The following is a 21,686-nucleotide window of genomic DNA, read 5'->3' as shown; positions in this document are numbered from 1 at the left end:
ATCATTCAAAATTCATCAATTACTTTTATTTATCCCAATCGAGCGCACCACGTTTCCAGACATAGAAGAATGCCATGAAGAAAATGGCTACGAAAGTAAGTACCGCCAGGAATCCTTCCATTCCGAATTCTCTGAAGTTTACCGCATAGGGATAAAAAAATACGATTTCAATATCGAATAGTACGAACAATACCGCAGTCAGGAAGTACTTGATAGAAAACGGTGTTCTTGCATTTCCTTCTACAGGAACTCCACATTCCCAGCTTTGGTTTTTTACAGAGTCTCCTTTTTTCTGCTGTGGCCCCAAGAAATGTGCCCCAAGCAAAGAAACCGCTACAAATCCTACTGCTACACCAGCCTGGATAAGGATTGGAATATAACTTTCAGGTAAATTCATTTTTGCATTATTATCTCAATTTGCAAATTTAGCGAATAAACAAGAAAGCATGAAATTTATCAGCTTAAAAGTCGGATGAAAATAGGGAAAACTTACAATTTAGAATCAATAAAAATAACGAATTATTTCTTTATTTTTTTAAGGAGAGAATAGGCCATAAATGAAATATATCCAAAAAGAATACTGGCATAAACAATGTTCACTGCTGTATTGGTCTTATCATCCTGAGAAGGAAAAAACAGATTGTAAGCGATAAATCCTGCGATTAAAATAGCAAAAATAATAAGCTGTGGTTTCATGAGGTGAAAGTGTTTGAGGGTGGGAGGATTTCGGAGTTAGAGGGTTTGAGTGTGAGAGTGTTTTAGAGTAGGGGGAAGGAGTGTAATTCCATTCGTTGCTCATTACTCATTATTGCTCATTTATCGTCATCGAATAAGTTCTTCTTCTTTTATGATTTACCGGATTGTAATCCTGCCATAAAAGCTGAATACTTTTGTTTTCTTCTAGTTCCGGGTTGGTCTCCAGATATTTAACTCCTTTTTTTCTGAATATTTTCCAAATCTCTTTGAAGATAATGGAAGTTACTCCTCTTCTTTGATAATCAGGATGAATACCAATCAGATAAAAATTAGCTCTGTCATTTTTTCTGCCTGCCTTTAAAAAATGCCACCAACCGAATGGAAGTAGTTTTCCTCCTGATTTTTGTAAAGCTTTGGAATAAGAAGGCATTGTAATGGCAAAGGAAATAAGGTGATTGTTCTCATCAACAATACAAACAATAAAGTCTTTATCAATAAGTTTGAAGTATTTCTCCTTGTATGTTTTACGCTGTTCGTCGGAAATAGGCGTGTAAGTGGAAAGGTGTTTATAGGTTTCATCCAAAAGATCAAACATAGGATCTACATACTGAATGATTTCTTCTTTGGTATTAAATTTTAAAACTCTCAGTTTATATTTCTGAGAAATAAGTTCATTGAATTTGTGAATTTTATCCGGTAAAACTTCAGGGAAAATAATTTCGAATTCAACCCATTCTTTTTCTTTTACCAGTCCCAGTTTTTCAAGATGTTGAGGGTAGTAAGAATGGTTGTATATCCCAATCATGGTAGCCAGCTGATCAAAACCTTTTACCAGCATTCCTGCCTTGTCTAGGTTGGTGAAGCCCATTGGCCCTTCTATTTTATCAATGTTTTTCTCCCGGGCATAGTCGATAGCCTTTTGAACCAATGCTTTGGAAACTTCTTCGTCATCAATAAAATCTATCCACCCGAAACGTACTTTTTTGATGCCTAATTCTTTTTCTTCTTTATGGTTGATAAGCACGGCAATTCTCCCTACAATACTGTCATTTTTATAGGCCAGATACTGTTTTGCTTCAGAATATTGCAGCGCAGGATTTTCATCAGCATTCCAAATGTTGATTTCGTCATTGATAAAGGATGGGACGTAGTACGGATTATTTTTGTACAGTTCCATCGGAAACTTTACGAATTGCTTGAGCTGACTGGCTGTTTTTACTTCAATTATTGAAACTGTTGACATGGGATTTGAGAGTAATTTGATGACAAATATAAATAATAAAATCGTATACTTTGGCACAGTTTTTATATGATTATGGGTGAAAAATGAACACAAAATCTATATAAAATGGCGGTTTATTATATTATAATTATTGTTTCGATGCTGGTGAGCTGGTGGGTTTCATCAAGGTTAAAATCGAAATTTGAATATTATTCCAATGTACACCTCCGAAATGGTCTTTCGGGAAAAGAAGTGGCGGAAAAAATGTTGAGAGATAACGGGATTAATGATGTTCAGGTAATATCTGTTCCCGGGCAGCTGACGGACCACTATAATCCGGCTGATAAAACAGTAAACCTTTCAGAAGGGGTTTACATGCAGAGAAATGCCGCAGCAGCGGCTGTAGCAGCTCATGAATGCGGGCATGCCGTACAACATGCAGTAGGATATTCAATGTTGAATTTACGTTCAAAACTGGTTCCTATTGTTAATATAAGTTCTAATCTGATGCAGTTTGTCCTTATAGCAGGTATTGCTATCATGGCAGCTTCCAGAAGTATTGAAAATCCGAATGGAAATACAACGGTTCTGGCGATTGGGGTAGCCATGTTTGCGGTAACAACACTTTTTGCTTTTGTAACGCTGCCTGTAGAGTATGATGCAAGTAACAGAGCAATGAAATGGCTGAAAGATACAGGAACGGTGACAGCAGAAGAATTTGTTGGAGTAAAAGACAGTCTTACCTGGGCGGCTAGAACTTATGTGGTAGCTGCGTTAGGTTCTCTGGCACAGTTGCTTTACTGGGCATCTTTACTGCTTGGCAGCAGAAGAGATTAATCTTTAAATTCAAATGAAACATATTGCATCTCGGAGAGTTTTTCCGAGATGTTTTCTTTTTGTACGAGCTTTAAAGAAGCGGTTAGAACGCAGTTCTCGTTGGCGTCAAAATTCAGTACTTTGGCATCGAATTTTGAAAGTAAGGTAAAAATCGTATTCTGTTGATTAAAATTAAATTGGATCTCAATTTCAGTTTCCAGTTCTCTTGTGATGATATTAGCTTCTTCCAATGTAATCTTTGCAGATTCTTTGTAGGCTTTTACAAGACCTGATACGCCGAGCTTAGTTCCTCCGTAATAACGTACCGAGATAACCAAGACATTGGTAATTTCGTTGGCTAATAATTGATTATAGATGGGTAAGCCGGCACTGCCTGAAGGTTCTCCGTCGTCATTGGCACGATAGTTTTCCCCATTCAGTCCCATTCTGAAAGCATAGCAGTGGTGAGTAGCTTTAGGGTGCTCTTCCCTTACTTTTTCCAGTGCATTTTTCAGTTCACTTTCATTATTCACGGGATAAGCAAATCCGATAAACTTGCTTCCTTTTTCTTTTAATAAAGTGTTTTCTATGGGTTTTTCTATGGTTTTGTACTCAAACGTCATTCTGTATTCCGGCTTTATTTATGCAAAAGTATTAAATGCTTTATTAATCTGCATCATGATCATAAATTAAGCCGTCAAAATTTGACGGCTTTGTATTGTTTTTTAAATAAATTCTTAGATTCCTGATCCACAAAGGTCCATTGGAATCAGACACATATAGCTTGTAGGCCCGCAAAAATCCTGAGGACACTTGTCTCTGCATCTGGTAGGTTCTCCGTTTGGTAACGTGCATGTTACGAAAACACCTCCCTGGATCGTTCTTAATCCGCTTCTGGATACTTTTTTCAAATTTTTCATAATTCAATTTTTTTATTGGGTTAATAACAAATGTGAATTTAGAAATATTAGCATGGGAATGATCCGTCTGCCCATGGTGGTGGACAGCTCATGCTTGAAGGGGTGGCACAGCAGTGCTGTAGTGATGACGGATAAAAAGAACAGCATTCCGGAGCAATTCCTCCTTTTACTTCTTTTAATTTTGGTCTGGAGATTTTCTTTAAATTTTTCATAGTAATTTTTTTGTAATTACTAATGTAGATATATTATTTCATTTACAAGTGACAAAAAGAGACTATTTTGATTCAAAATATGAAATGAAGTTGTCTCTGTAAGTTTCTGTTTTTGTAGCTGTGTGATTAAAATCGGGTGCTTTTGTTCCGTTTTTCAGCAATAATCCCTCATTTTTTATAACCATTGCTTCATCCCAAAGACCGGCATCAATGAATTGCTGTAATGTGAATCTGCCTCCTTCAATAATCACGGATTGTATCTGTTCTTTATATAAGGCTTCCATTAATTCAGGAAGGAAATTTTCTTTTTTAATCTTAATGAATCGGAGGTGTCCTTCAGTTTCTTCTTTTGTAGAATTGATCACTAAAGTTTTTGCTTCATCATTATAGATTTTGAAATGTTCAGGAACTTTAAGGTCAAAATCAATGAGTATTCTGACAGGATTGCTTCCTTCTATATTTCTTACAGTTAAGCTGGGATTGTCATGTAAAGCAGTTTGCGTTCCTACTAAAATGGCATGTTCGTCAGCCCTTAGCTGATGTACCCGCTGATTGACCAATGTATTGGAGATAGCAGTAGGCTTAAAATCTTTATCTAAAAATCCGTCTCCGGATTCTGCCCATTTCAGAATAATGTAGGGTCTTTTCTTCTCATGATAGGTGAAAAACCTTTTATTCAATTCAATGCATTCCTTTTCCAGAATTCCGGAAACCGCTTCAATTCCGGCATCCTGAATGATCTTTTTTCCTTTTCCATTCACCTTATCATGGGAATCCATCGCACCAATTACTACTTTTTTGAATCCCAGTTCTTTAATTTTTAAAGCACAGGGAGGTGTTTTTCCATAATGGGCACATGGTTCCAGAGAAACATAAATCGTTGATTCCGGGATCAGTTCTTTGTTTTCAACGGAATTGATGGCATTGATCTCTGCATGGTTTTCTCCTGCCTTATGATGGTATCCTTCGCCAATGATCTTTCCGTTGTGTACAATTACGCTTCCAACAAGAGGGTTGGGGTATGTTTTTCCCAATGCTTTCTGAGCCAGCTCAATACATCTTTTAATATAAAATTCGTCGTTGTTCATATCTGTAAAAAGAAAAAGCGAAGACAAATTGCTTTGCTCCGCCTTTATTTATTGTTTTAAGAATTATTCTCCGCTAATGATGCTGTGGAGATTCTGCTTTAATGTTTCCAAATGGGCTTTCTTTTCATCAATGGTATTGTAGGTATCTCTCAATAGAGGATTTTCTCTTGATGGTTTGTTGAAGAAAGAAAGGTTGTTTTCAAGTTTAACGATTTCTGCTTCAAGATCAGAGATTTGGTTTTTGATCTTTCTGGCTTTATCGGTAAGCTGGTTTTCAGACAATCCTTCTTCTTTCAGTTCGAGCTCATTGATCTTGTTGATCTTTAATTTCTCTCTTAAAGTCTTGTTGAATTCAGTATTGATAGAAATTTTATCTCTTGGAACTTTTCCGATATTATTCCATGCGGTTTTGATCGCTTCAATTTTCTCAATGCTTCCTTCTTCATTAGAAACCATTTTCAACTCGTCAAGAATTGCTTTTTTATTCTTGTAGTTTTCTTTCCAGTTGTCGGTAGAAGTATTGCTTTTTTCTCTGTAATTGTTAAAGAAAGCGTTACACGCATCACGGAAGTCATCCCATATTTTATTGGTCATGCTCTTTGGAACGTGTCCAACTTTTTTCCAGTCTTCCTGCAGTTTTTTGAATAACGGAACGGAAATATCCCATTCTTCGTTGTTCATATTGTCCTGAGCAGTCTGGATAAGCTTTAATTTTTCTTCCAGGTTAGCCTGCTGGGAACCTTTTAATGATTTATAATAATTATTTTTCGTTGTATTGAAACCTCTAAGGGTAGTTTTGAAATCATTCCAGTTTTGGTTGGAAAGTTTTCTCGGTACACTTCCTGTTTTTAAAAAATCAGAGCGCAGATCTTCCACTCTTTTGATAGCGTTTTGCCAGTAATTGTGGTTAGGTGTTTCTGAAGGTTCAGAAAGTTTCTTGATTTCTGCGATAATCTGGTTTTTCTTTTCAAGATTGGCTGCCTGCTCTTTTTCAATAGAAGCAGAAAGTTCAGATTTTCTTTCGTGAATTTTATTGGAGATCTCTTTGAATTCTTCCCATGTTTTTTCACGGAACTCTTCAGCTACAGGCTCAGCTTCTTCTTTCCATAATTTGTGAAGATATTGAAGCTCATTCAATGCTTTCTGAATCACCGGCTCATTTTCCAGTTCTTTGGCACGGGCGATGATATGTTCTCTTTTTTCCAGATTGTGGCTGTATTCCTGCTCCAAAAATTCTTTGTTCAGATCTAGCATCTGGTAGAACTGATTCAGGTGATGGAAATAATTATTGTTAAGAATTTTAAATTCAGATTTGGCAACCTGTCCTGCTTTGGACCATTCTTCCTTGATCTCACGGATAGATTTGAATAGATTGGTTCCCGGTTCAGAATTGGTGTAAAGATGTTTAAGTCTTTCAATGATACTTTGACGGTGCTCCAGATTCTTTTTCTGTTCTTCTTCCTGTCCTTTCTGGAAGTTGTCATGTTTTTCCTTGAAAATATTAACCAGGGCAGAGTATTTTGCTTGTGAAGGATGTTCATAGCTGAAATTTTCAGCAGGATTTCCAGCTTCTACATACTCGTGCTTTTTATCTTCCACTTCATCATGGATGTAATGACTTGCTTTTTCCTTCAGCTGGCTGAATCTTTTAAAATTCTCACCTGCGTTGGGCGTGTTGATGATTTTTTCCATCTCCTTTAAAGCATCAGCGAGAGAGATTTCTACTTCTTCATGCTCCTCTACATGCTCTGCGTCATCTTCATGCGGGGATGCATCATGAGAAACTGTGTTTTCCGATGTCTCCTGAGATCCTTCGTTAGGAATTTTATTTTCTTCGTTTTCAGAAAGATTGTTTTCTGTAATCATAGCAAATCTTTTATGTGAGTGGCGTTAATATCCTTCAAATATAGCTGTAAGGCCAATTAAAGTACTAATTTATGTTATTTTTTTTGAAAATTCCAAATTTCCCAAGCTTTTTCTGCTTGCTGCTCAAGCATATAATAACCGTTTACTGTTTTTGCTCCTTTTTCAGAGGCGTTGATGATAAACCGGGTATAGTTGGGGTTGTATATCAAATCGATCACGAGGTGTTCTGAAGACAGTGCATCAAATGGGAAGTCCAGGCAGTCATCCACATTTGGGAAGGTGCCTACCGGGGTACATTGAATAATGATTCTGTGCTCCTCAACGGTTTCTTTTCCAAGATTTTCAAAGTTGATTTCAGTGCTTCTGGAAATGGTTTGTGATGGGATATTATGTTTATCCAGAACATATTTTACTGCTTTGGCAGCACCTCCGTTTCCTAAAATCAAGGCTTTGTCCTGTGATGGTTTTTTGTGTAAAAGAAGCGTCTGTTCAAAACCAAAGGCATCGGTGTTGTATCCTGTTTTTTTACCTTCTTTGATTAGTACGCAGTTTACAGCCCCTATTTTTTCTGCTTCATCACTCAATTCATCAAGATAGCTAATGATTTTTTCTTTATAAGGAATCGTAACGTTGAATCCTAAAAGTTCGGGAGAAGAAAATAGGTTTTCTACTTCATCAATTTCGCTCAGGTCAAATATATCGTAAGAAAAGTCTTTAAGCATAAGCTTTTGAAACTTGTTTTCGAAGAATTTTTTAGAGAAAGAATAGGAAATATTTCGTCCTATCAGCCCTAATTTTTTTTTGGAATCCATATGATCAAAAATAAAAAAAAGACCGGAAAAATCCGGCCTTTCATTTGAATTATTTTTTAATAATTAATCTACGATAAATTTAGTAGAGAAATTATCTGTTTTCAGAATATAAGTTCCTTTTGTTATCCCTTTAAGGTTGATCTTATTTGAATGCTTGAAAGGATTAGTGATCGTTTCAATTAATTTTCCGGAAAGATCATAAATGTCAGCTTTTGAAATTTTGCTAAGGTTTTCTCCTTTTACAAACAATTCGTTGTTTCTTACCGGGTTAGGGTAGATGGTAAACTCTGATTTGTCTTTCTTTACTTCAGAAGTTCCCAATGTTGCACATGTCCAGCTTAGGTCATCCATTGCCACTCTGTCGGTGTTTGGATTTACAATTTTAATGACAACATCTCCGCTTACTCCAGGATTAATCGTTGTAGTAGTGACTGAAGTATTGTATGGAATTGTACCTACAAGAGCATCATTCACATAAACATTTAAGTTTCCATTGTTTCCTCCATATTTACGTTGCGTTGTTAATGTTAAAGACTGAACTCCTCCTGCAATCACAGAACTTGTTAAAGTACCTTTTTGGGTACAAACTGCTTTACCATTAATTGTTTCATCAGTTCTTGCAAGGGTTGCTGTCCATGTAATATTATTATTAGTCCATGTTCTGGTAGCATATGAAGTCGCCTGGCTTGAACCATCCTGCATGGTGCTGAAGTCTTCAGTACCACAGCTTCCGCTTCCTGTAGGTCCGTCAAGAGTAGTTTCTGTAGCAGTTGTACTTTGTTGAGAAGCGTTTCCGGCAGCATCTTTAGCAATTACATAGAAAGTATATGATGTAAGGGGAGATAATCCTGTTACTACCGTTGAAGTAGTCGTTCCGTTCACTGTAGCTTTTAAAGTTCCGTTTGCATAAACAAGATAAGATGCTACACCAACATTGTCAGTAGAAGCCGTCCAGCTTACAGCAATAGAGTTGGAAGTAGGGCTGTTGGCCACTAGGTTCGTAGGAACTGTTGGAGCTTCTGTATCAGGAACAGAATTTCCCCAAACAAGATTTACATATTCCGGGTGATCAATGTATGGATTTCTGTTTCCCTGTAGGGTGTAACTTGCATTATTTCTTGCCACTTCAGTAGGGGATACAGGATCTTGTAAATGCCATTCTAACAGTTGGTCTCTTTCCCATGTCTGAAGGCCTGGAAACGTATTGGTACCAAGCATGTTTCCGGTTTGGAAGCCAGAAAGTTTATCTTCATATCTTGTTACAAAATAAAAAATCATTCTTGCTATATCTCCTTTAAACTCATCAATAGGTTCAAATACTGTAGATGAATAACCGGGTGATACACTTGCTCCAAGTTTAGAACCGTTAGATGAAGTATAAGTTGCAGTTCCTACTTTTCCGAACGGATAATTTGATCTCATTCCATTTACTTTACTGTCAGTAGGTCTTATAAAATGAACATCAGAATACATAGGATTTTGTGAACCGAACAAACTTTGAGGAACAATGTGTTCTCTATTGTAACAAGTTCCTTCCGGACCATTTTGTCCACATTGATTGGTTCCCATGATAAAGGTATAATGATCCGGGCCGTTAGGTACTTCAGTGTAAATGTCCAGAACAGTATTGTCTCCTTCATAGTAAGTATCTCTGTCTGTAGTGTAATAAGCTGACCATAAACCAGAATATCCAAGAACCGTTGGGGTAGTGATGATTTGGCTTAATTTGGTTTTCAATGCAGCACCTGTCAAACCAGCTGTACCATTGTAATAATTGGCGGGAGCTTGTGCGGAAGCACTGATGATCGCTACACCTAATAGAAAAAAAGATAGAATTCGTTTCATTTTTAAAAAAAATTGGGGCGTAAAGGTACAAAAAAATGAATCCGAAAAAGTTTTTTTTCGTTAAATGTGTAAACTTAATATATTAACTTTTAGTAATATACTCTTTGCTGATTTTTGAAAAGAACCAGGAAATGGCAATTCCGAATATAGAGGCAGTAAGGGCCACAATGAGATAATTTTTCCCTACAATTTTTACAGGGAAAGGAAGTGCTTCGTTGGCTCTGAAGAATTCCGTATAGAGCTGGAAATAGCAAAGAGCCGTTCCAAAGATCAAACCGGTAATGACTCCCGAAACGACAATGAGAATTCCGGTGTAGAAATAGGTCATTCTCAGATGGCTTATAGGAAAGCCTAGTGAGATAAGAGATTTTGCCTGTTCCTTTTTGTCAAGCTGTAGGATAATAATCGCTCCCGCAAGATTAAAGGTCGTAATAAAGATCACGAGTGCAAAAATCAGATAAATAAATAATTTTTCTGTATTGATCATTTTCCAGAAGGCAGCATTTTCTTCTTCTTTGGTTTTGATTTCAATATTTTTTCCAAGGGAAGTAAGCAGATTTTGTTTTACAGCATCTGCATTTTCCGGATTTTTTAATTTAATAACGATCTGGTAAGCCGATTTTTTAGGAAGGCTTAGCAATTCTTCTGTAAGTTCAATAGGGGAGATGATATAATTGTCCAGTTGGTCCTTTCCAGGAAAAACACCTGTTACAAGAATATCCCTTTTATTATAAATATCTTCTTCCTTATTGATGATCCCTGTCCCCGGCTTGGGCATAAAGACCGTTGCATAATGATTGGAAGAGTCTATAGGAACGGATAATCTGTTGTCCAGACTATTTTCCATCAAGACTTCATTGGAGTATCTGAAACTAGGGTAAGTTCCATAAAATACTTCTTTGTTGATTGGATTAACCTTAGTATATGCGGAATCAACACCTCTTAAATAGGCAATATCTCCTTTCCCGTTGAAGCTTACGTATACCTTTTCTTCAATAACACGGGAGAAACTGTTGATGTCTTTATTATTGCTTAAAACAGTAGTGACCTTGTCCAGATCCTTAATGGTTTTTCCTGAAGCACTTTTCAGTGTCAGATCTGCATGAAGATTGGAAATAAGGTCTTTGTTCAGATTCTCAAGTCCTGAAAAAACGGAGATAATAACGAACATTGCAGCCACAGCAACCGTCATGGCACCTACCGCCAGCCACGTGATAAACGTAACGGCAGTACTGCCTTTTTTTGCCAAAAGGTATCTGGATGCTATGTAAAATGCAATATTCTTCAAGATCTATAGTACAGGATTGTCGCCTTCGCCTCTTAATTCTCTTTCCAGTTTTTCCACATCATCTAGCGCTGTATCTAAGTAAAAGTTCAGTTGTGGAATAATGCGCACCTGCTTTGCCATCTTCTGACCGATAAAGTTTCTGTATTGAGGTTTGTTTTCTTCAATCTCCTTCATCACAGCGGCACGGTGTTCCTGAGGGAAGATGCTTAAATAAATTTTAGCAATACCCAAATCTGCCGTTACCTTTACATCAGAAACGGATACCAATATACTTTGTTTGCTGTCAGCAGCCTGCTTGCGGAAAAGTTCTGCGAAGTCCTCCTGAATGATCTGTGCTACTTTTCTTTGTCTGTTACTTTCCATAATTTCTGCAAATTTAGTACTTTTGTTTGAATTGATACTTTGAAAATTCTGCTCCAGTATCAAATTTACGAATTAATTATACTTATTACTATTATATGAAGCTAGAACATATCGGTATTGCGGTAAAGTCTTTGGGTGTTTCTGATGAACTTTTTGCCAAATTATTAGGAAAAGAATCCTATAAACAGGAAACTGTAGAAAGGGAAGGGGTAGTCACTTCTTTCTATGAAACCGGAGAAAGTAAAATCGAACTTTTGGAAGCCAGCAATCCTGAAAGTCCGATCTCCAAATTCATAGAAAAAAAGGGCGAAGGCATCCATCACTTGGCATTTGGCGTTGAAAATATCCTGGAGGAAGTGAAAAGACTGAAAAAAGAAGGATTTCAATTTATCTCCGAAGAACCGAAAGAAGGTGCTGATAATAAATTAGTTGTCTTCTTACATCCGAAGTCTACAAACGGTGTGCTGGTAGAACTTTGCCAAGAAAAGCAATAAAAAATTTTGTAGTGAAAGAAATTTTACTATTTTTGCAAACACAAAATTTAACCAAGTTTTGAGGTCCTATAGCTCAGTTGGTTAGAGCACCTGACTCATAATCAGGTGGTCCCTGGTTCGAGCCCAGGTGGGACCACTACAAAAACTCGACAAGCCCCTATTTATGGGGCTTTTTTATTTCCAAAAATCACAACGCTGAAATATACGCTTAAACTTCCTTGGAAAAGCCTTGCTGGATTGATTTCGCAAGAATGTGGTTCTATTTTATATCTGTGTTGCCTTTGCCTAAAGAGATTGAGAAAATTTTCATTTTCGTTAATCTTTATTATCTTTCTAGTTTTCATCAAATATTTTTACTTAGCCCTACCAAAAAAATTTAGGGAGAATAATGTGTGCTATTCAACAATTCCTACAAAAGGGAGATTGAATTTTAGCAATCATAAGCTATCTTTTGAATAAATTAAATGAAATTTTATATTTAGGGAAAAGTTCTCTTTTAAACGTGAACTTTCTTTAATAATACATAGCTACAAGTATAAATAAGCTTCATTTGAATCGTAGTTTTACTACACTTTTTGAAGTTTTTCAAAATTTGTAAATGTGGTAGTATCTATTTATCTATATTTGATGATATAAACACAAGTGACACAATATTAATGAGAAAGAATGTTTCCAATTCTGAAAAGATTTCAGAGAACCATATTGCAGGTATTAACCGTGTTGTGAAGCTTGACATTGTGATTGATGGAAAACCTATCAGCCACTTTAAGCACTTCCGATTACAACAAAGCGCTAAAACCCACCACTACTTTGAACTTACCTTAGCGCACGATTCTTTAGGTAAAACACAAAATCATAACTTAGAACAAGCTAAACAATTTTTTGGAAAACGACTGACGGTAACTTTCAAATACAAAGATCCTGAAAACGAAAGTCCTGAGAGAACATTTGTGGGGGTTATTATGAAAGTGGCATTTAGTCAGGAAGAAATGAGTCTGGGAAATATAGTATTGAAAGGAAATAGTCCTACCATTCTAATGGATTCAGCACCGCATACTCAAAGCTTTGGAGGCAATCAACCTGTAAATACTTCCATTATTGCTGATAGAGTAATTAAAGAGGCATTGGGTACCAATGATTTTGATATTAGAATAGATTCGCAAAACAATAGTTACATTAATTACAGTTCACAATATTGTGAAACTCATTATAATTATCTTACCAGAATTGCAGAAGCTTATGGAGAGCAGTTTTATTATGATGGAGAAGTACTTCATTTTGGTAAATTACCGTTTCATGAAACATCTATTAACCTTATTAACGGAAGTAACGTTAGTGATGTACAGATAGAACTTAATGCAGTACATACCAAAACTGAATACTTTGGCTATAATAGCAGTAGTCATGCAAAAATGCTTGGTATTGATAATCGTATTAAACATTTAGGAGAGCTGTCATCAGAAACTTATGAGCGTAACGACAATATATTTAAAACTCGCTCGCTTACCCCTGCTCCTTTACATCCTAATATGTTCCTTGATATAGATGATTCTCAAAGAAGCGCAAGAGGAAGTAAAGCAGTAGAAGTTTTTACGGTTTCAGGGAAAACAACAGTTCCATTTTTGTATATTGGTTGTGTTGCTGATTTAGCGATGAGAAAGCCAGAGAGTAATCAAACTTCACATTTTACGACTTTGATGATAACTGAAGTACATTATGAAGTTGATGCAAGAGGGTACTATACAGGAAGTTTTCAAGCAATAGCTGAAGGAACGGGCTTCATGCCTAAGCCTGATTTTGTAATGCCGAAAGCCGAGCCTCAAGTTGCAACGGTTATATCTAATGTTGATCCATTAAATCAGGGACGAATACAAGTGAGGTTTGACTGGCAACTAAATGATACTACTCATTTTATCCGAATGATGAGTCCTGATGCAGGTGGAACAGATGGAGTAAGTCAAAACAGAGGTTTTGTCGCTATTCCAGAAATTGGAGATCAGGTAATGGTAGGTTTTGAATATCATAATCCAGATTTTCCTTTTGCGATGGGTGGTATGTTTCATGGTAAAGTGGGTTTAGGCGGAGGTGCTGATAATCATCTTAAATCCATACAGACACGTAGCGGAAATAAGATTCTTTTTAATGATACTGAAGGACAGGGAAGTATACGAACAGAGGATGGAAGTACCAACTTTATTTATTTAGATGGTGAAGGGAATATTAGAATAAATGCTCCTAACAATATCATACTTGAGGCTGGAAATAATTTGGATATGAATATTGGAAACAATATGACATTCAATGTTGTGAATAATGCAATGCTCAACATTTTTCAAAAAATGATGGTTAACTCTCCGACCTTATTGCAAAATATAACAGAATTTTTCCATACACAAGCAGGTAAAGCTGTATTTAATTCTGAAAATGAGATCAAAATTGAAGCAAAGGAAACCAACGTAGCCGGAACCCAAAAACTGTTTATGCATTCTGATCAAAATACAATTGTAAACAGTAAGGGAATTGTAGATATGCATGGTAAACAGGGAAATAATCAAACTAACAAACCTCAAAACTATAAATACGTTCCTGTTTATGTGGATGAAAGATGTCTCGTAAGTTTTAGACCAAAAAATGATTGGGGAGGAAAAGGATACGGTTTTGACTGGGTAAGAGTCGGTGATACAAAGATTCCTGGAGATGTTTATTATGGAAAAGAAGTCGGAAAATATAGAGATTCAAGTGGAGCATTATTTCAGGTTTATGAAAATGAAGATGGTAAACCACCTGTAAGTTTTTTCATCAATGATAAAAATGACTTTATCTCTTTAATGTCCAATTTTAATCCGCATGCATATAGTGTTAAAAACAAAAAAGGGAAAAAAGTGATGGTAAACTATTGTGTACCCTGGATAACTCTTTACCCTAAAACCATCGTTAAGAACATTAAACAACCTAATGGAAAAATTGTTCCAACAAGATTAACATCAACCTATAGTAACACTACAGCTACTTTAAGAACTATCATAAATATTCAAAAAAAACCTGAAAAATTAGAGTTTGAGTATGATGATAAATTGCTCAACGTAGTTAATAAACCTCTACCTCTTACGGTTGGTAAACATGAAATCGAAATAACAGTAACTTGTTTAAAAGAACTTAAAAGCGAACAGCCTATTAAAGTTATAGCTACTTATAAGGACTCTAAAGGAACAGAAGAAAAATCACTAGCGGGAAAACTTAGGGTTGCTCAAAACAAAAAAAGATTTAAAGCAAAGGTAGTATTTATACAAGTTTCAACTGATATAGGAAATGGAAAAAGAACAGGACAACCGAAAGGCAGAGAAAACGAATTGAAAAAATATATGAATCAAGCGTTAATTACCCCTTATTTTGAAAAAACACTATCGCTGGATGTAAGTTCTGATACTGATCCAAAAACTAAAAGAAAACATAATAAAAAGAAAAATTTTAATAGGATAGCCAATATAATTAATGACCCACAGGGGGGAAGTGATAAATGGATTGAAAATTCAATAGGAGATAATTTATCTGACTACCTAAATGATGAACTTTATAAACAATATGGAAAGAAAAAATATCAGAATATCTACAAAGTATATTTCATAAATGAAGAGAACCCGCACATAGCAGGAATCGGTAGAACCATGAATGATCCTGCTGCAAAAACTATACTTGTTTTTAAAGCTGGATTTAATGATAGTACTGTTGCTCATGAAGTATTTCATTCCATGGGACTATATCATAGTTTTGATAATGATTCCAAGTTCACTTTTGAACAATTTATTACTGATAATATAATGGATTATTCTGATTTACAAGGATTACCTGTTGTCAGTACCTATCATTGGCAGTGGGCAATCTTACAAAGCAGGTCAGAAAAAGAATAGAATACTATCTCGTATTTTTATAAATTAGATAATGAAAATATTGAACTGAAAAAATTATTAAACAGTGAAAAAACTTATGTACATCTGCTTTGCATTATTTATGTCATCCTGTAATTCTCAGGATAAAAAGGAAGACACAAAAGCAACCCAAACCCCAACCTCAATAAAACATAATACAATGAATCAAAAAAATAATTATGCCAATCTCATTAATGATAAAATTGAACATTTTAACATAAAAAAATACTATGAAAATAATCCAGATGGTTTAGGGAAAACTTACGAAGATAAAGGCGCTCAAATTGAAGAAAGTTCAGGTGAAGGAGGAGGTTGGTTTATAACTAATTCTACTCCTAAAAATTCAATATTTTCCATATATAAGGAATTTAATGATAAAGGTATTATACTTAAAAAATGGGTGAATTTTAGAAATGGTGGTGGGCCAGTAGGAATCAAATATGAATATGATGATTCTGGAAAACTTATCAAGAAAACTGATATGGATAAAGGATATACTATAACGGCAGATGATATTATTGATTATTGTAAAAAACATGAAATTGATCTATTCTCAGATTATACTCATATAGATAAGAATTACGATGAAGGTTCTCAAAAACTTTATCTAATTAATTATAGAGGAAAATATGAGGGAAAATTTGGGGCAAGAATAATAATTGTTATAGATGGTAATAGTGGGAACGTATTAAAAGTTACCTCAATAAATGGAAAACATAATGATTCTGCGGAAGTGTTGTATGAGAAAAAATAATCATTATGGCACAAAAAATCACCGATACCGCCCAATTATCTTGTAACCAAGGAACAACACCAAGTAATCTAAGTGTTACCAGTCAGAATTTTTCTAAAGCTGAAGGAAAATATATTGCTACTGAACAGGATAAGCAGGCGAGTATCAATATTAAACCCTTTGGGCAATGTAAATTAAAACCTACTTCAGGTGGATATTTACCATGTATTCCTGCACCAACGGCTTGGCAGAAAACAGCAGAAAAAGATGCTATTAACAGCTACAAAATCCTTACAGAAGATTCATTTTGTATGTGTAGTACAGGAGGAAAAATAAGTATAGAAAACAAAGGGCATAAAGAAGAACATGATTTACGATGAATCATTTAGAATGGTAACAAAATTGGGTAGCTTACAAGAGCATTAGTTTACCTTTTGAGACAGCCTCTTTGTTTTTTTTCAGGGCTGGTCTGTATGCGCCAATATCCATAAGGTTCTTGTTTTCTTACATAAGATCAGAAAGGTTTCGTCCATAATAAAATCTATGAACCAGCTGTTCCAGGCTGTATTGGAACTCCAACACAACAAAGATTGCTGATCATACTCTTCGTCAAAAAGTTCTTTACAGAATTCACGGGCAAGCCTTTTACTTTCCAGGACAGAACTTTCAAACTTTGATCGGTAAGCACCTCCATAGCAAAGAAAAGAAGCCAGAGAACCATCAAGACAGAGCCCATTAATATAAGTGAAATCAGGCTTTTTATCAATAGGAGAAGCTTTACCGACTTCTATCATTTCACCTGGAAAAACACTACATGTTCTAAATTCATTTAAAACAGTTTCTGAGAGTAAAAAATAATCAGTAAAATTTATATCACGAAGTAAACCTCTTCCAAAATACCAGTCAAATAAATCATTTTCTTCAAATTGGAATCCTTTAAAGAAAAGAAGTCCACCAATACTCTTTTTCAGCAAAGTGATGAAATTAAAGTCTTTATCAATAACTTTATAGTGAACGTGTTCCCAGAATTTATCTAAATCATAAAGATCAGGGAGAAAATTATTATGTGCTTCAATGGGTTTCATTTTTTTTAATTATATGATTATGAAGCAAAGTAAAAATATTATTACGCAGTCTTCTTGCGTACTTTATTTTTTTGAAGAAAATATATAAAAACAGTAAAAATGCAGGTGTAAAGGATTATACAAAAGAATTATTTCTCTTCAAGTCTGAAAAGCATATTGTACAGAATTATTAAATATCCCTAAAAGCGTTGATAGGAGATAAGAATGCTTTAAAATTTCATTTATTAAAAATGATTTTATGTCCTTCATTTCCTATTTTTGCCCGTAAATTAAAATCATGAAAAGAACAGGTATTATTTGTGGGATGCTGATGAGTATGTGGCTCTCAGCGCAAAAGATTGAAGTGCTTAATTTTGCAACCTTTCATATGGGAAAAACATCGGATGCGGCGAAAGTAAGTTTTGATCCGAAGAGCGCGAAAAGCCAGAATGAAGTTTTTGAAATTGCAAAACTGCTGGCAGAATTTAAGCCAACAGTTATTTGTGTAGAGCTCCTTCCTGCAGACAATGAGAAGATTCAGAACGATTATCAGAATTTTTTAAAGGATAAGAATTATAAAACGTCTTATGAAGGTGAAGTAAGTCTGCTGGCTTATCAGATCGCTAAAATAGTTCATGTGAAAAAAATATATGGGATTGATGAGCAGGAAACAGGTTACTACAATTACAGAATTGGAGAGCAGCTGCAAAACCAGGTCGATAATGTTACCTATAAACGCTTTATGCCTTCTCTTATGGAAAAGTTTAAAAAGCAGGAAAGCATGTCTGTAAAAGAAAAACTGATGGACTTTAATAAAGAATCTACTTTGCAGGATCTGATTGCTGGTAATGCTGATATTTTGACCTATGTAAGCACAGCTAAGAATTTTGAAGGAGCAGATGAAGCGGCTAAATATTACAGAAGAAACCTGAGAATGTATTCTAATCTTAATCAGATTCCGCTTTCAGAAAATGATAAGGTGCTTATTATTTCCGGTGGAACTCATGCTGCATTTTTCAGTGAGTTTTTGAAGCGAAGCCCAAAATATCAGCTGGTAAATGTTTTTGATTATTTGAAATAAATCTCTACACTGAAAAGAAAATCCGTAGGAAAGTTTCTGAATTTTTAGCTTCTTTCCTCCGGATTTTTTATTTACAGCCATAACTAATTTCTTAGAATTCTCTGTAATTTATTTTTTTTCATAAAGTGAAAGAAAGCAGGTTCTCCGATAGATATGGAATACTCAAAATGTTGCTTGGAAGAATTTTTCCCCCCCATCCCACTATCAGTAACAGAATAAGTATTAGTTTATTCATGGGTTTGTTTTTAAAGCTAATCTAACGAAATCTCTCTTTTAAAAATCCCCATTTTCTTGAAAAAATATTCGTTCTCCGAAGCATACTCTGCTTTTGTCTCAGAAATTGAATAGAATTAATAAAAAAGGCTTTTAAAATCATGAAAAGTATATAAATGTTATGACAGTAGTAATCATTGATGATTTAACCTCACAAACAAAAGAAAAATAATTAAGCCGTGATAACTTAGATTCTGTATTTTTATAGAAATTAAAAAACTATTAATTATGGCCATATTCGAAGGAACTGTCAGGGAATTTACCGATTTCATTGGTCCGTTAACCAGAAATATAGTATGCAATCTATCACGGAGATTAAAAAAGAATACCAGCTGCAGACATGATGGCTGTAACAAGAGAACCAATCTGGAAGCCGCTCACATAAAGGGAAAAGAAAGAACTGTTCTGATTGCAGATATTTTATCAGAATATCAGTTACCAGAGGATACCAATCGTTATAAAGTGGATCTTGAAGATTTCAAAACCAGGTTTATTGAAGCTCATACGCCGATAAATGAAGTGATTATTCCCTTGTGTAAGGAACATCATCTGGCTTATGACAATAAGCATGGGATTGCAAAAGAATATCCAATCGTGTTACCGATAGATGAGGATTCTTATACCGAAGAAGAATTGACAAATTTGGAGGAAAATGAAAATGAAGCTATTGAAGAAATTATTGCATCTAGGCTGATGGGTAAAATAAAAAATGAAGTTGCCGCGAAACTCAATTTAAAAACATCCCAACTTACTTTTTCAAAAATATCTGAATCTAATGAGCTATGGAATTTCGATATAAAAAAATCAAAATTTAAACAGGATTTTGTTTTTATATTTTATAATCAGAATTCTAAAAAGTATAAAGTCGGATTGGTGAAAGCCAATACATTAGAAGTGGGTCGTTTTCCTGAAAAAGATAAAGAGACGATACGCTTTTTTGTTTCTAAGAATTATAAAGATAAAACAGGATTTGAATTTGATCTCAGTTCTTAATGCTGATATAATTAAAATTTGTGAGATTTTAAAGCTGACCAATGCAGGATTTACTAACGCACAGATTAGGTCGGCGTAATGATTAATTTTTTTTTTTTCAGAGATTTGAAATCAGTCAAAATATTATGTTAAACATATGTTTAATTCATAAAGAATAATTAAAACACAGTTAACAGCCTTCTTCTTCATATACCGTTGCTTTGCAAAAAAAGTAATGATGGAAAACAACAACCCACTCAACAGAAGAAGATTTCTTAAAAATACACTATTAGCAGCCGGAGGGATCTTCATTGCCCCTTTGATTGAAAGCTGCAGCGATGACTTTACCGAGAGCGGAAATGCCCCTGATGACCTTAAAAACGGAGGTTTCGAATCCGGAGTGGCGAGTTTTGATCCTACAGCAGGAGGAGTGATTTTATGGACAAGGTATTCAGGAGGTATCGATGCCGAAATTACCTGGGAAATTAGCAAAAACAATACTTTTTCGGAAATTGTAAGAAGGGGGCAGGCCAATGCTACAGCAGTCAATGATTTTACAGTAGCGGTGGATGTACAGAATATTTCTTCCAATACCAGATATTATTACCGATTTTACAACGTTAAAACAAAAGAAGTCAGCGTAACAGGAGAGACGCTTACATTACCTTCCAAGACAGATTCTGTAAGTGAAGTGAAAATGGCGGTGGTCTCATGTTCTAATTTTCCGGCAGGTCTTTTTAACGTATATGGAGCTATTGCAAAATCAGAAGCAGATGTAGTGGTACACCTGGGAGACTATATCTACGAATATGCTCCGGGGCAATATGGAACCAATCCTTACACCAATCAGTTGGGAAGAGCTCATAAGCCGGCTAAGGAAATTCTTAACCTCAGCGATTACAGAGAAAGATACAGACAGTATAGAAGTGACAAAAACCTTCAGCTTCTGCATCAGAAAAAACCTTTTATCTGTGTGTGGGATGATCATGAATTTGCCAACGATACCTATAAATCCGGTGCTGAAAATCATCAGTCTGACGAAGGAGATTTCCAGGCAAGAAAAATGGCGGCTTTCCAGGCGTACAGCGAATATATTCCCCTGAAGACCGGGAAAGATCTGAGAATCTATAGAAGCTTCAGTTTCGGAAATATCGTCTCTCTGTATATGATGGATACACGAGTGATCGCCAGAGATAAGCAGATGGAATATTCAGATTATCTGGACGCCGGTGGAAACTTCAATCAGGTGAAATTTAAAACAGATTTTTTGAGTACAAACAGAAAACTGATCGGAAGCGAGCAGATGTCATGGTTGGGCTCACAGATCAATGCAGATACTGCAAAATGGAAAGTACTGGGCCAGCAGATTCTGATGACCAAAATGATGGTGCCGGCAGAATTACTGATGTTGCTGAACCAGATTTTAGCAGAAATCAAACAACTTGGAAGCGCACAGCCGGCAACCATGCAGGCTCTCCAGAATACACTTATCCAGTTGGTCATTCTGAAAAAAAGACATCAGCAGCAGGACCCTACGCTTACCCCTCAGGAAATTGGAAGAATTACCACCACGCTTCCTTATAATCTGGATGCCTGGGACGGATATTTCATGGAAAGAGAACAGCTGTATGCAATGCTGGCTGGGAAAAACGTAGTGGTATTGGCGGGTGATACTCACAATGCCTGGCTAGGAAAACTTACCAATGCTCAGGGAAATTTTATAGGAACCGAACTGGCTTGTAGCTCAGTTTCCTCACCGGGACTTGAAGGCTATCTGGGAATTACATCAGATCCAGCCAAGGCAATAGAACTTGCTCAGGCATTTTCAACTTTGATCGATGATCTGGATTATGCTAATCTTTACAAAAGAGGCTATCTGCATGTGAAATTTACTTCCGGAAATTCGGTGGCAGAATGGAGGTTTGTAGACAATGTCATCTCCGAAACCTATACTACTGCTACTGAGAAAATACATACGATCTCATAGTTTCAATTAACATATCTTATTTTCAATT

General features: G+C 35.6%; 21 protein-coding genes and 1 tRNA gene. 9 read left to right on the top strand and 13 right to left on the bottom strand.

Going from position 1 to position 21,686, the window contains the following annotated elements; translation table 11 throughout:
• Positions 1–25 precede the first annotated feature (25 nt).
• The 3 genes from AC106K_RS18335 to AC106K_RS18325 all read right to left on the bottom strand — a co-directional run bounded on the left by AC106K_RS18335 (position 26) and on the right by AC106K_RS18325 (position 1,939).
• Positions 26–397: an NADH-quinone oxidoreductase subunit A gene (locus AC106K_RS18335; RefSeq protein WP_047096005.1), complete on the bottom strand. Its 372-nt coding sequence runs from the start codon at positions 395–397 to the stop codon at positions 26–28.
• Positions 398–519: 122 nt separating this feature from the next.
• Entirely contained in the window at positions 520–696 is a 177-nt protein-coding gene (locus tag AC106K_RS18330) for a hypothetical protein (protein ID WP_482446888.1), read from the bottom strand.
• Positions 697–805: 109 nt separating this feature from the next.
• Positions 806–1,939 (bottom strand): GNAT family N-acetyltransferase, encoded by a 1,134-nt coding sequence (locus AC106K_RS18325; protein WP_482446887.1) that lies wholly within the window; start codon positions 1,937–1,939, stop codon positions 806–808.
• A gap of 105 nt (positions 1,940–2,044) precedes the next feature.
• Between AC106K_RS18325 and AC106K_RS18320 the strand changes: the two genes are divergently transcribed.
• Positions 2,045–2,755 (top strand): zinc metallopeptidase, encoded by a 711-nt coding sequence (locus AC106K_RS18320; protein WP_047096003.1) that lies wholly within the window; start codon positions 2,045–2,047, stop codon positions 2,753–2,755.
• Here the strand turns inward: AC106K_RS18320 and AC106K_RS18315 are convergent.
• The 9 genes from AC106K_RS18315 to rbfA all read right to left on the bottom strand — a co-directional run bounded on the left by AC106K_RS18315 (position 2,752) and on the right by rbfA (position 11,128).
• Positions 2,752–3,357 carry an IMPACT family protein gene (locus tag AC106K_RS18315; protein ID WP_482446886.1) on the bottom strand — a complete coding sequence of 202 codons (606 nt, stop codon included), beginning with the start codon at positions 3,355–3,357 and terminating at the stop codon, positions 2,752–2,754. The genes AC106K_RS18320 and AC106K_RS18315 overlap by 4 nt on opposite strands.
• Positions 3,358–3,471: 114 nt before the next feature.
• The gene (locus AC106K_RS18310; protein WP_482446885.1) at positions 3,472–3,654 is read right to left on the bottom strand and encodes a bacteriocin-like protein; all 183 of its coding nucleotides are present in this window, start codon (positions 3,652–3,654) and stop codon (positions 3,472–3,474) included.
• A 47-nt stretch (positions 3,655–3,701) separates the two neighbouring features.
• Positions 3,702–3,866: a bacteriocin-like protein gene (locus AC106K_RS18305; protein ID WP_185290417.1), complete on the bottom strand. Its 165-nt coding sequence runs from the start codon at positions 3,864–3,866 to the stop codon at positions 3,702–3,704.
• Between the two features lie 62 nt (positions 3,867–3,928).
• Entirely contained in the window at positions 3,929–4,954 is a 1,026-nt protein-coding gene (gene ribD / locus AC106K_RS18300) for a bifunctional diaminohydroxyphosphoribosylaminopyrimidine deaminase/5-amino-6-(5-phosphoribosylamino)uracil reductase RibD (RefSeq protein ID WP_482446884.1), read from the bottom strand.
• Positions 4,955–5,017: 63 nt separating this feature from the next.
• A complete protein-coding gene (locus tag AC106K_RS18295) occupies positions 5,018–6,820 on the bottom strand; it encodes a DUF349 domain-containing protein (RefSeq protein WP_482446883.1) in 1,803 nt (600 codons plus the stop codon).
• Between the two features lie 74 nt (positions 6,821–6,894).
• A complete protein-coding gene (locus AC106K_RS18290) occupies positions 6,895–7,632 on the bottom strand; it encodes a shikimate dehydrogenase family protein (protein ID WP_482446882.1) in 738 nt (245 codons plus the stop codon).
• 63 nt (positions 7,633–7,695) lie between these two features.
• Positions 7,696–9,477 (bottom strand): endonuclease, encoded by a 1,782-nt coding sequence (locus AC106K_RS18285; protein ID WP_482446881.1) that lies wholly within the window; start codon positions 9,475–9,477, stop codon positions 7,696–7,698.
• A gap of 82 nt (positions 9,478–9,559) precedes the next feature.
• A complete protein-coding gene (locus AC106K_RS18280) occupies positions 9,560–10,765 on the bottom strand; it encodes an ABC transporter permease (RefSeq protein ID WP_482446880.1) in 1,206 nt (401 codons plus the stop codon).
• 3 nt (positions 10,766–10,768) lie between these two features.
• Positions 10,769–11,128: a 30S ribosome-binding factor RbfA gene (gene rbfA / locus AC106K_RS18275; protein ID WP_047096027.1), complete on the bottom strand. Its 360-nt coding sequence runs from the start codon at positions 11,126–11,128 to the stop codon at positions 10,769–10,771.
• Positions 11,129–11,223: 95 nt separating this feature from the next.
• Between rbfA and mce the strand changes: the two genes are divergently transcribed.
• The 5 genes from mce (at position 11,224) to AC106K_RS18250 (ending at position 16,661) form a co-directional block, all read left to right on the top strand.
• Positions 11,224–11,622, top strand: coding sequence for a methylmalonyl-CoA epimerase (gene mce / locus AC106K_RS18270; RefSeq protein WP_047095995.1), 399 nt, complete (start codon positions 11,224–11,226; stop codon positions 11,620–11,622).
• Positions 11,623–11,684: 62 nt separating this feature from the next.
• Positions 11,685–11,758, top strand: a tRNA-Ile gene (locus AC106K_RS18265).
• A 520-nt stretch (positions 11,759–12,278) separates the two neighbouring features.
• Positions 12,279–15,530: a phage baseplate assembly protein V gene (locus tag AC106K_RS18260; RefSeq protein WP_482446879.1), complete on the top strand. Its 3,252-nt coding sequence runs from the start codon at positions 12,279–12,281 to the stop codon at positions 15,528–15,530.
• A gap of 64 nt (positions 15,531–15,594) precedes the next feature.
• Positions 15,595–16,302: a hypothetical protein gene (locus AC106K_RS18255; RefSeq protein ID WP_482446878.1), complete on the top strand. Its 708-nt coding sequence runs from the start codon at positions 15,595–15,597 to the stop codon at positions 16,300–16,302.
• Between the two features lie 5 nt (positions 16,303–16,307).
• The gene (locus AC106K_RS18250; protein WP_482446877.1) at positions 16,308–16,661 is read left to right on the top strand and encodes a DUF4280 domain-containing protein; all 354 of its coding nucleotides are present in this window, start codon (positions 16,308–16,310) and stop codon (positions 16,659–16,661) included.
• 78 nt (positions 16,662–16,739) lie between these two features.
• Here the strand turns inward: AC106K_RS18250 and AC106K_RS18245 are convergent, their stop codons facing one another.
• Positions 16,740–17,366, bottom strand: coding sequence for a hypothetical protein (locus AC106K_RS18245; RefSeq protein WP_482446876.1), 627 nt, complete (start codon positions 17,364–17,366; stop codon positions 16,740–16,742).
• 277 nt (positions 17,367–17,643) lie between these two features.
• On the opposite strand from AC106K_RS18245, the gene AC106K_RS18240 reads away from it, so the two are divergent.
• The 3 genes from AC106K_RS18240 (at position 17,644) to AC106K_RS18230 (ending at position 21,658) form a co-directional block, all read left to right on the top strand.
• Positions 17,644–18,426, top strand: a complete 783-nt coding sequence (locus AC106K_RS18240; RefSeq protein ID WP_482446875.1) for a DUF5694 domain-containing protein — start codon at positions 17,644–17,646, stop codon at positions 18,424–18,426.
• A gap of 501 nt (positions 18,427–18,927) precedes the next feature.
• The gene (locus tag AC106K_RS18235) at positions 18,928–19,692 is read left to right on the top strand and encodes a hypothetical protein (RefSeq protein WP_482446874.1); all 765 of its coding nucleotides are present in this window, start codon (positions 18,928–18,930) and stop codon (positions 19,690–19,692) included.
• 214 nt (positions 19,693–19,906) lie between these two features.
• A complete protein-coding gene (locus AC106K_RS18230; protein WP_482446873.1) occupies positions 19,907–21,658 on the top strand; it encodes an alkaline phosphatase D family protein in 1,752 nt (583 codons plus the stop codon).
• Positions 21,659–21,686 lie beyond the last annotated feature (28 nt).

The organism is Chryseobacterium sp. FR048 (assembly GCF_056844665.1).
This window is presented reverse-complemented; position numbering and strand designations above follow the sequence as displayed.

Excerpts from the sequence above, each read along its gene's own strand:
- AC106K_RS18335 (WP_047096005.1), bottom strand. The coding sequence starts at position 397 with ATGAATTTACCTGAAAGTTATATTCCAATCCTTATCCAGGCTGGTGTA.
- AC106K_RS18330 (WP_482446888.1), bottom strand. The coding sequence starts at position 696 with ATGAAACCACAGCTTATTATTTTTGCTATTTTAATCGCAGGATTTATC.
- AC106K_RS18325 (WP_482446887.1), bottom strand. The coding sequence starts at position 1,939 with ATGTCAACAGTTTCAATAATTGAAGTAAAAACAGCCAGTCAGCTCAAG.
- AC106K_RS18320 (WP_047096003.1), top strand. The coding sequence starts at position 2,045 with ATGGCGGTTTATTATATTATAATTATTGTTTCGATGCTGGTGAGCTGG.
- AC106K_RS18315 (WP_482446886.1), bottom strand. The coding sequence starts at position 3,357 with ATGACGTTTGAGTACAAAACCATAGAAAAACCCATAGAAAACACTTTA.
- AC106K_RS18310 (WP_482446885.1), bottom strand. The coding sequence starts at position 3,654 with ATGAAAAATTTGAAAAAAGTATCCAGAAGCGGATTAAGAACGATCCAG.
- AC106K_RS18305 (WP_185290417.1), bottom strand. The coding sequence starts at position 3,866 with ATGAAAAATTTAAAGAAAATCTCCAGACCAAAATTAAAAGAAGTAAAA.
- ribD (WP_482446884.1), bottom strand. The coding sequence starts at position 4,954 with ATGAACAACGACGAATTTTATATTAAAAGATGTATTGAGCTGGCTCAG.
- AC106K_RS18295 (WP_482446883.1), bottom strand. The coding sequence starts at position 6,820 with ATGATTACAGAAAACAATCTTTCTGAAAACGAAGAAAATAAAATTCCT.
- AC106K_RS18290 (WP_482446882.1), bottom strand. The coding sequence starts at position 7,632 with ATGGATTCCAAAAAAAAATTAGGGCTGATAGGACGAAATATTTCCTAT.
- AC106K_RS18285 (WP_482446881.1), bottom strand. The coding sequence starts at position 9,477 with ATGAAACGAATTCTATCTTTTTTTCTATTAGGTGTAGCGATCATCAGT.
- rbfA (WP_047096027.1), bottom strand. The coding sequence starts at position 11,128 with ATGGAAAGTAACAGACAAAGAAAAGTAGCACAGATCATTCAGGAGGAC.
- mce (WP_047095995.1), top strand. The coding sequence starts at position 11,224 with ATGAAGCTAGAACATATCGGTATTGCGGTAAAGTCTTTGGGTGTTTCT.
- AC106K_RS18260 (WP_482446879.1), top strand. The coding sequence starts at position 12,279 with ATGAGAAAGAATGTTTCCAATTCTGAAAAGATTTCAGAGAACCATATT.
- AC106K_RS18250 (WP_482446877.1), top strand. The coding sequence starts at position 16,308 with ATGGCACAAAAAATCACCGATACCGCCCAATTATCTTGTAACCAAGGA.
- AC106K_RS18245 (WP_482446876.1), bottom strand. The coding sequence starts at position 17,366 with ATGAAACCCATTGAAGCACATAATAATTTTCTCCCTGATCTTTATGAT.
- AC106K_RS18240 (WP_482446875.1), top strand. The coding sequence starts at position 17,644 with ATGAAAAGAACAGGTATTATTTGTGGGATGCTGATGAGTATGTGGCTC.
- AC106K_RS18235 (WP_482446874.1), top strand. The coding sequence starts at position 18,928 with ATGGCCATATTCGAAGGAACTGTCAGGGAATTTACCGATTTCATTGGT.
- AC106K_RS18230 (WP_482446873.1), top strand. The coding sequence starts at position 19,907 with ATGATGGAAAACAACAACCCACTCAACAGAAGAAGATTTCTTAAAAAT.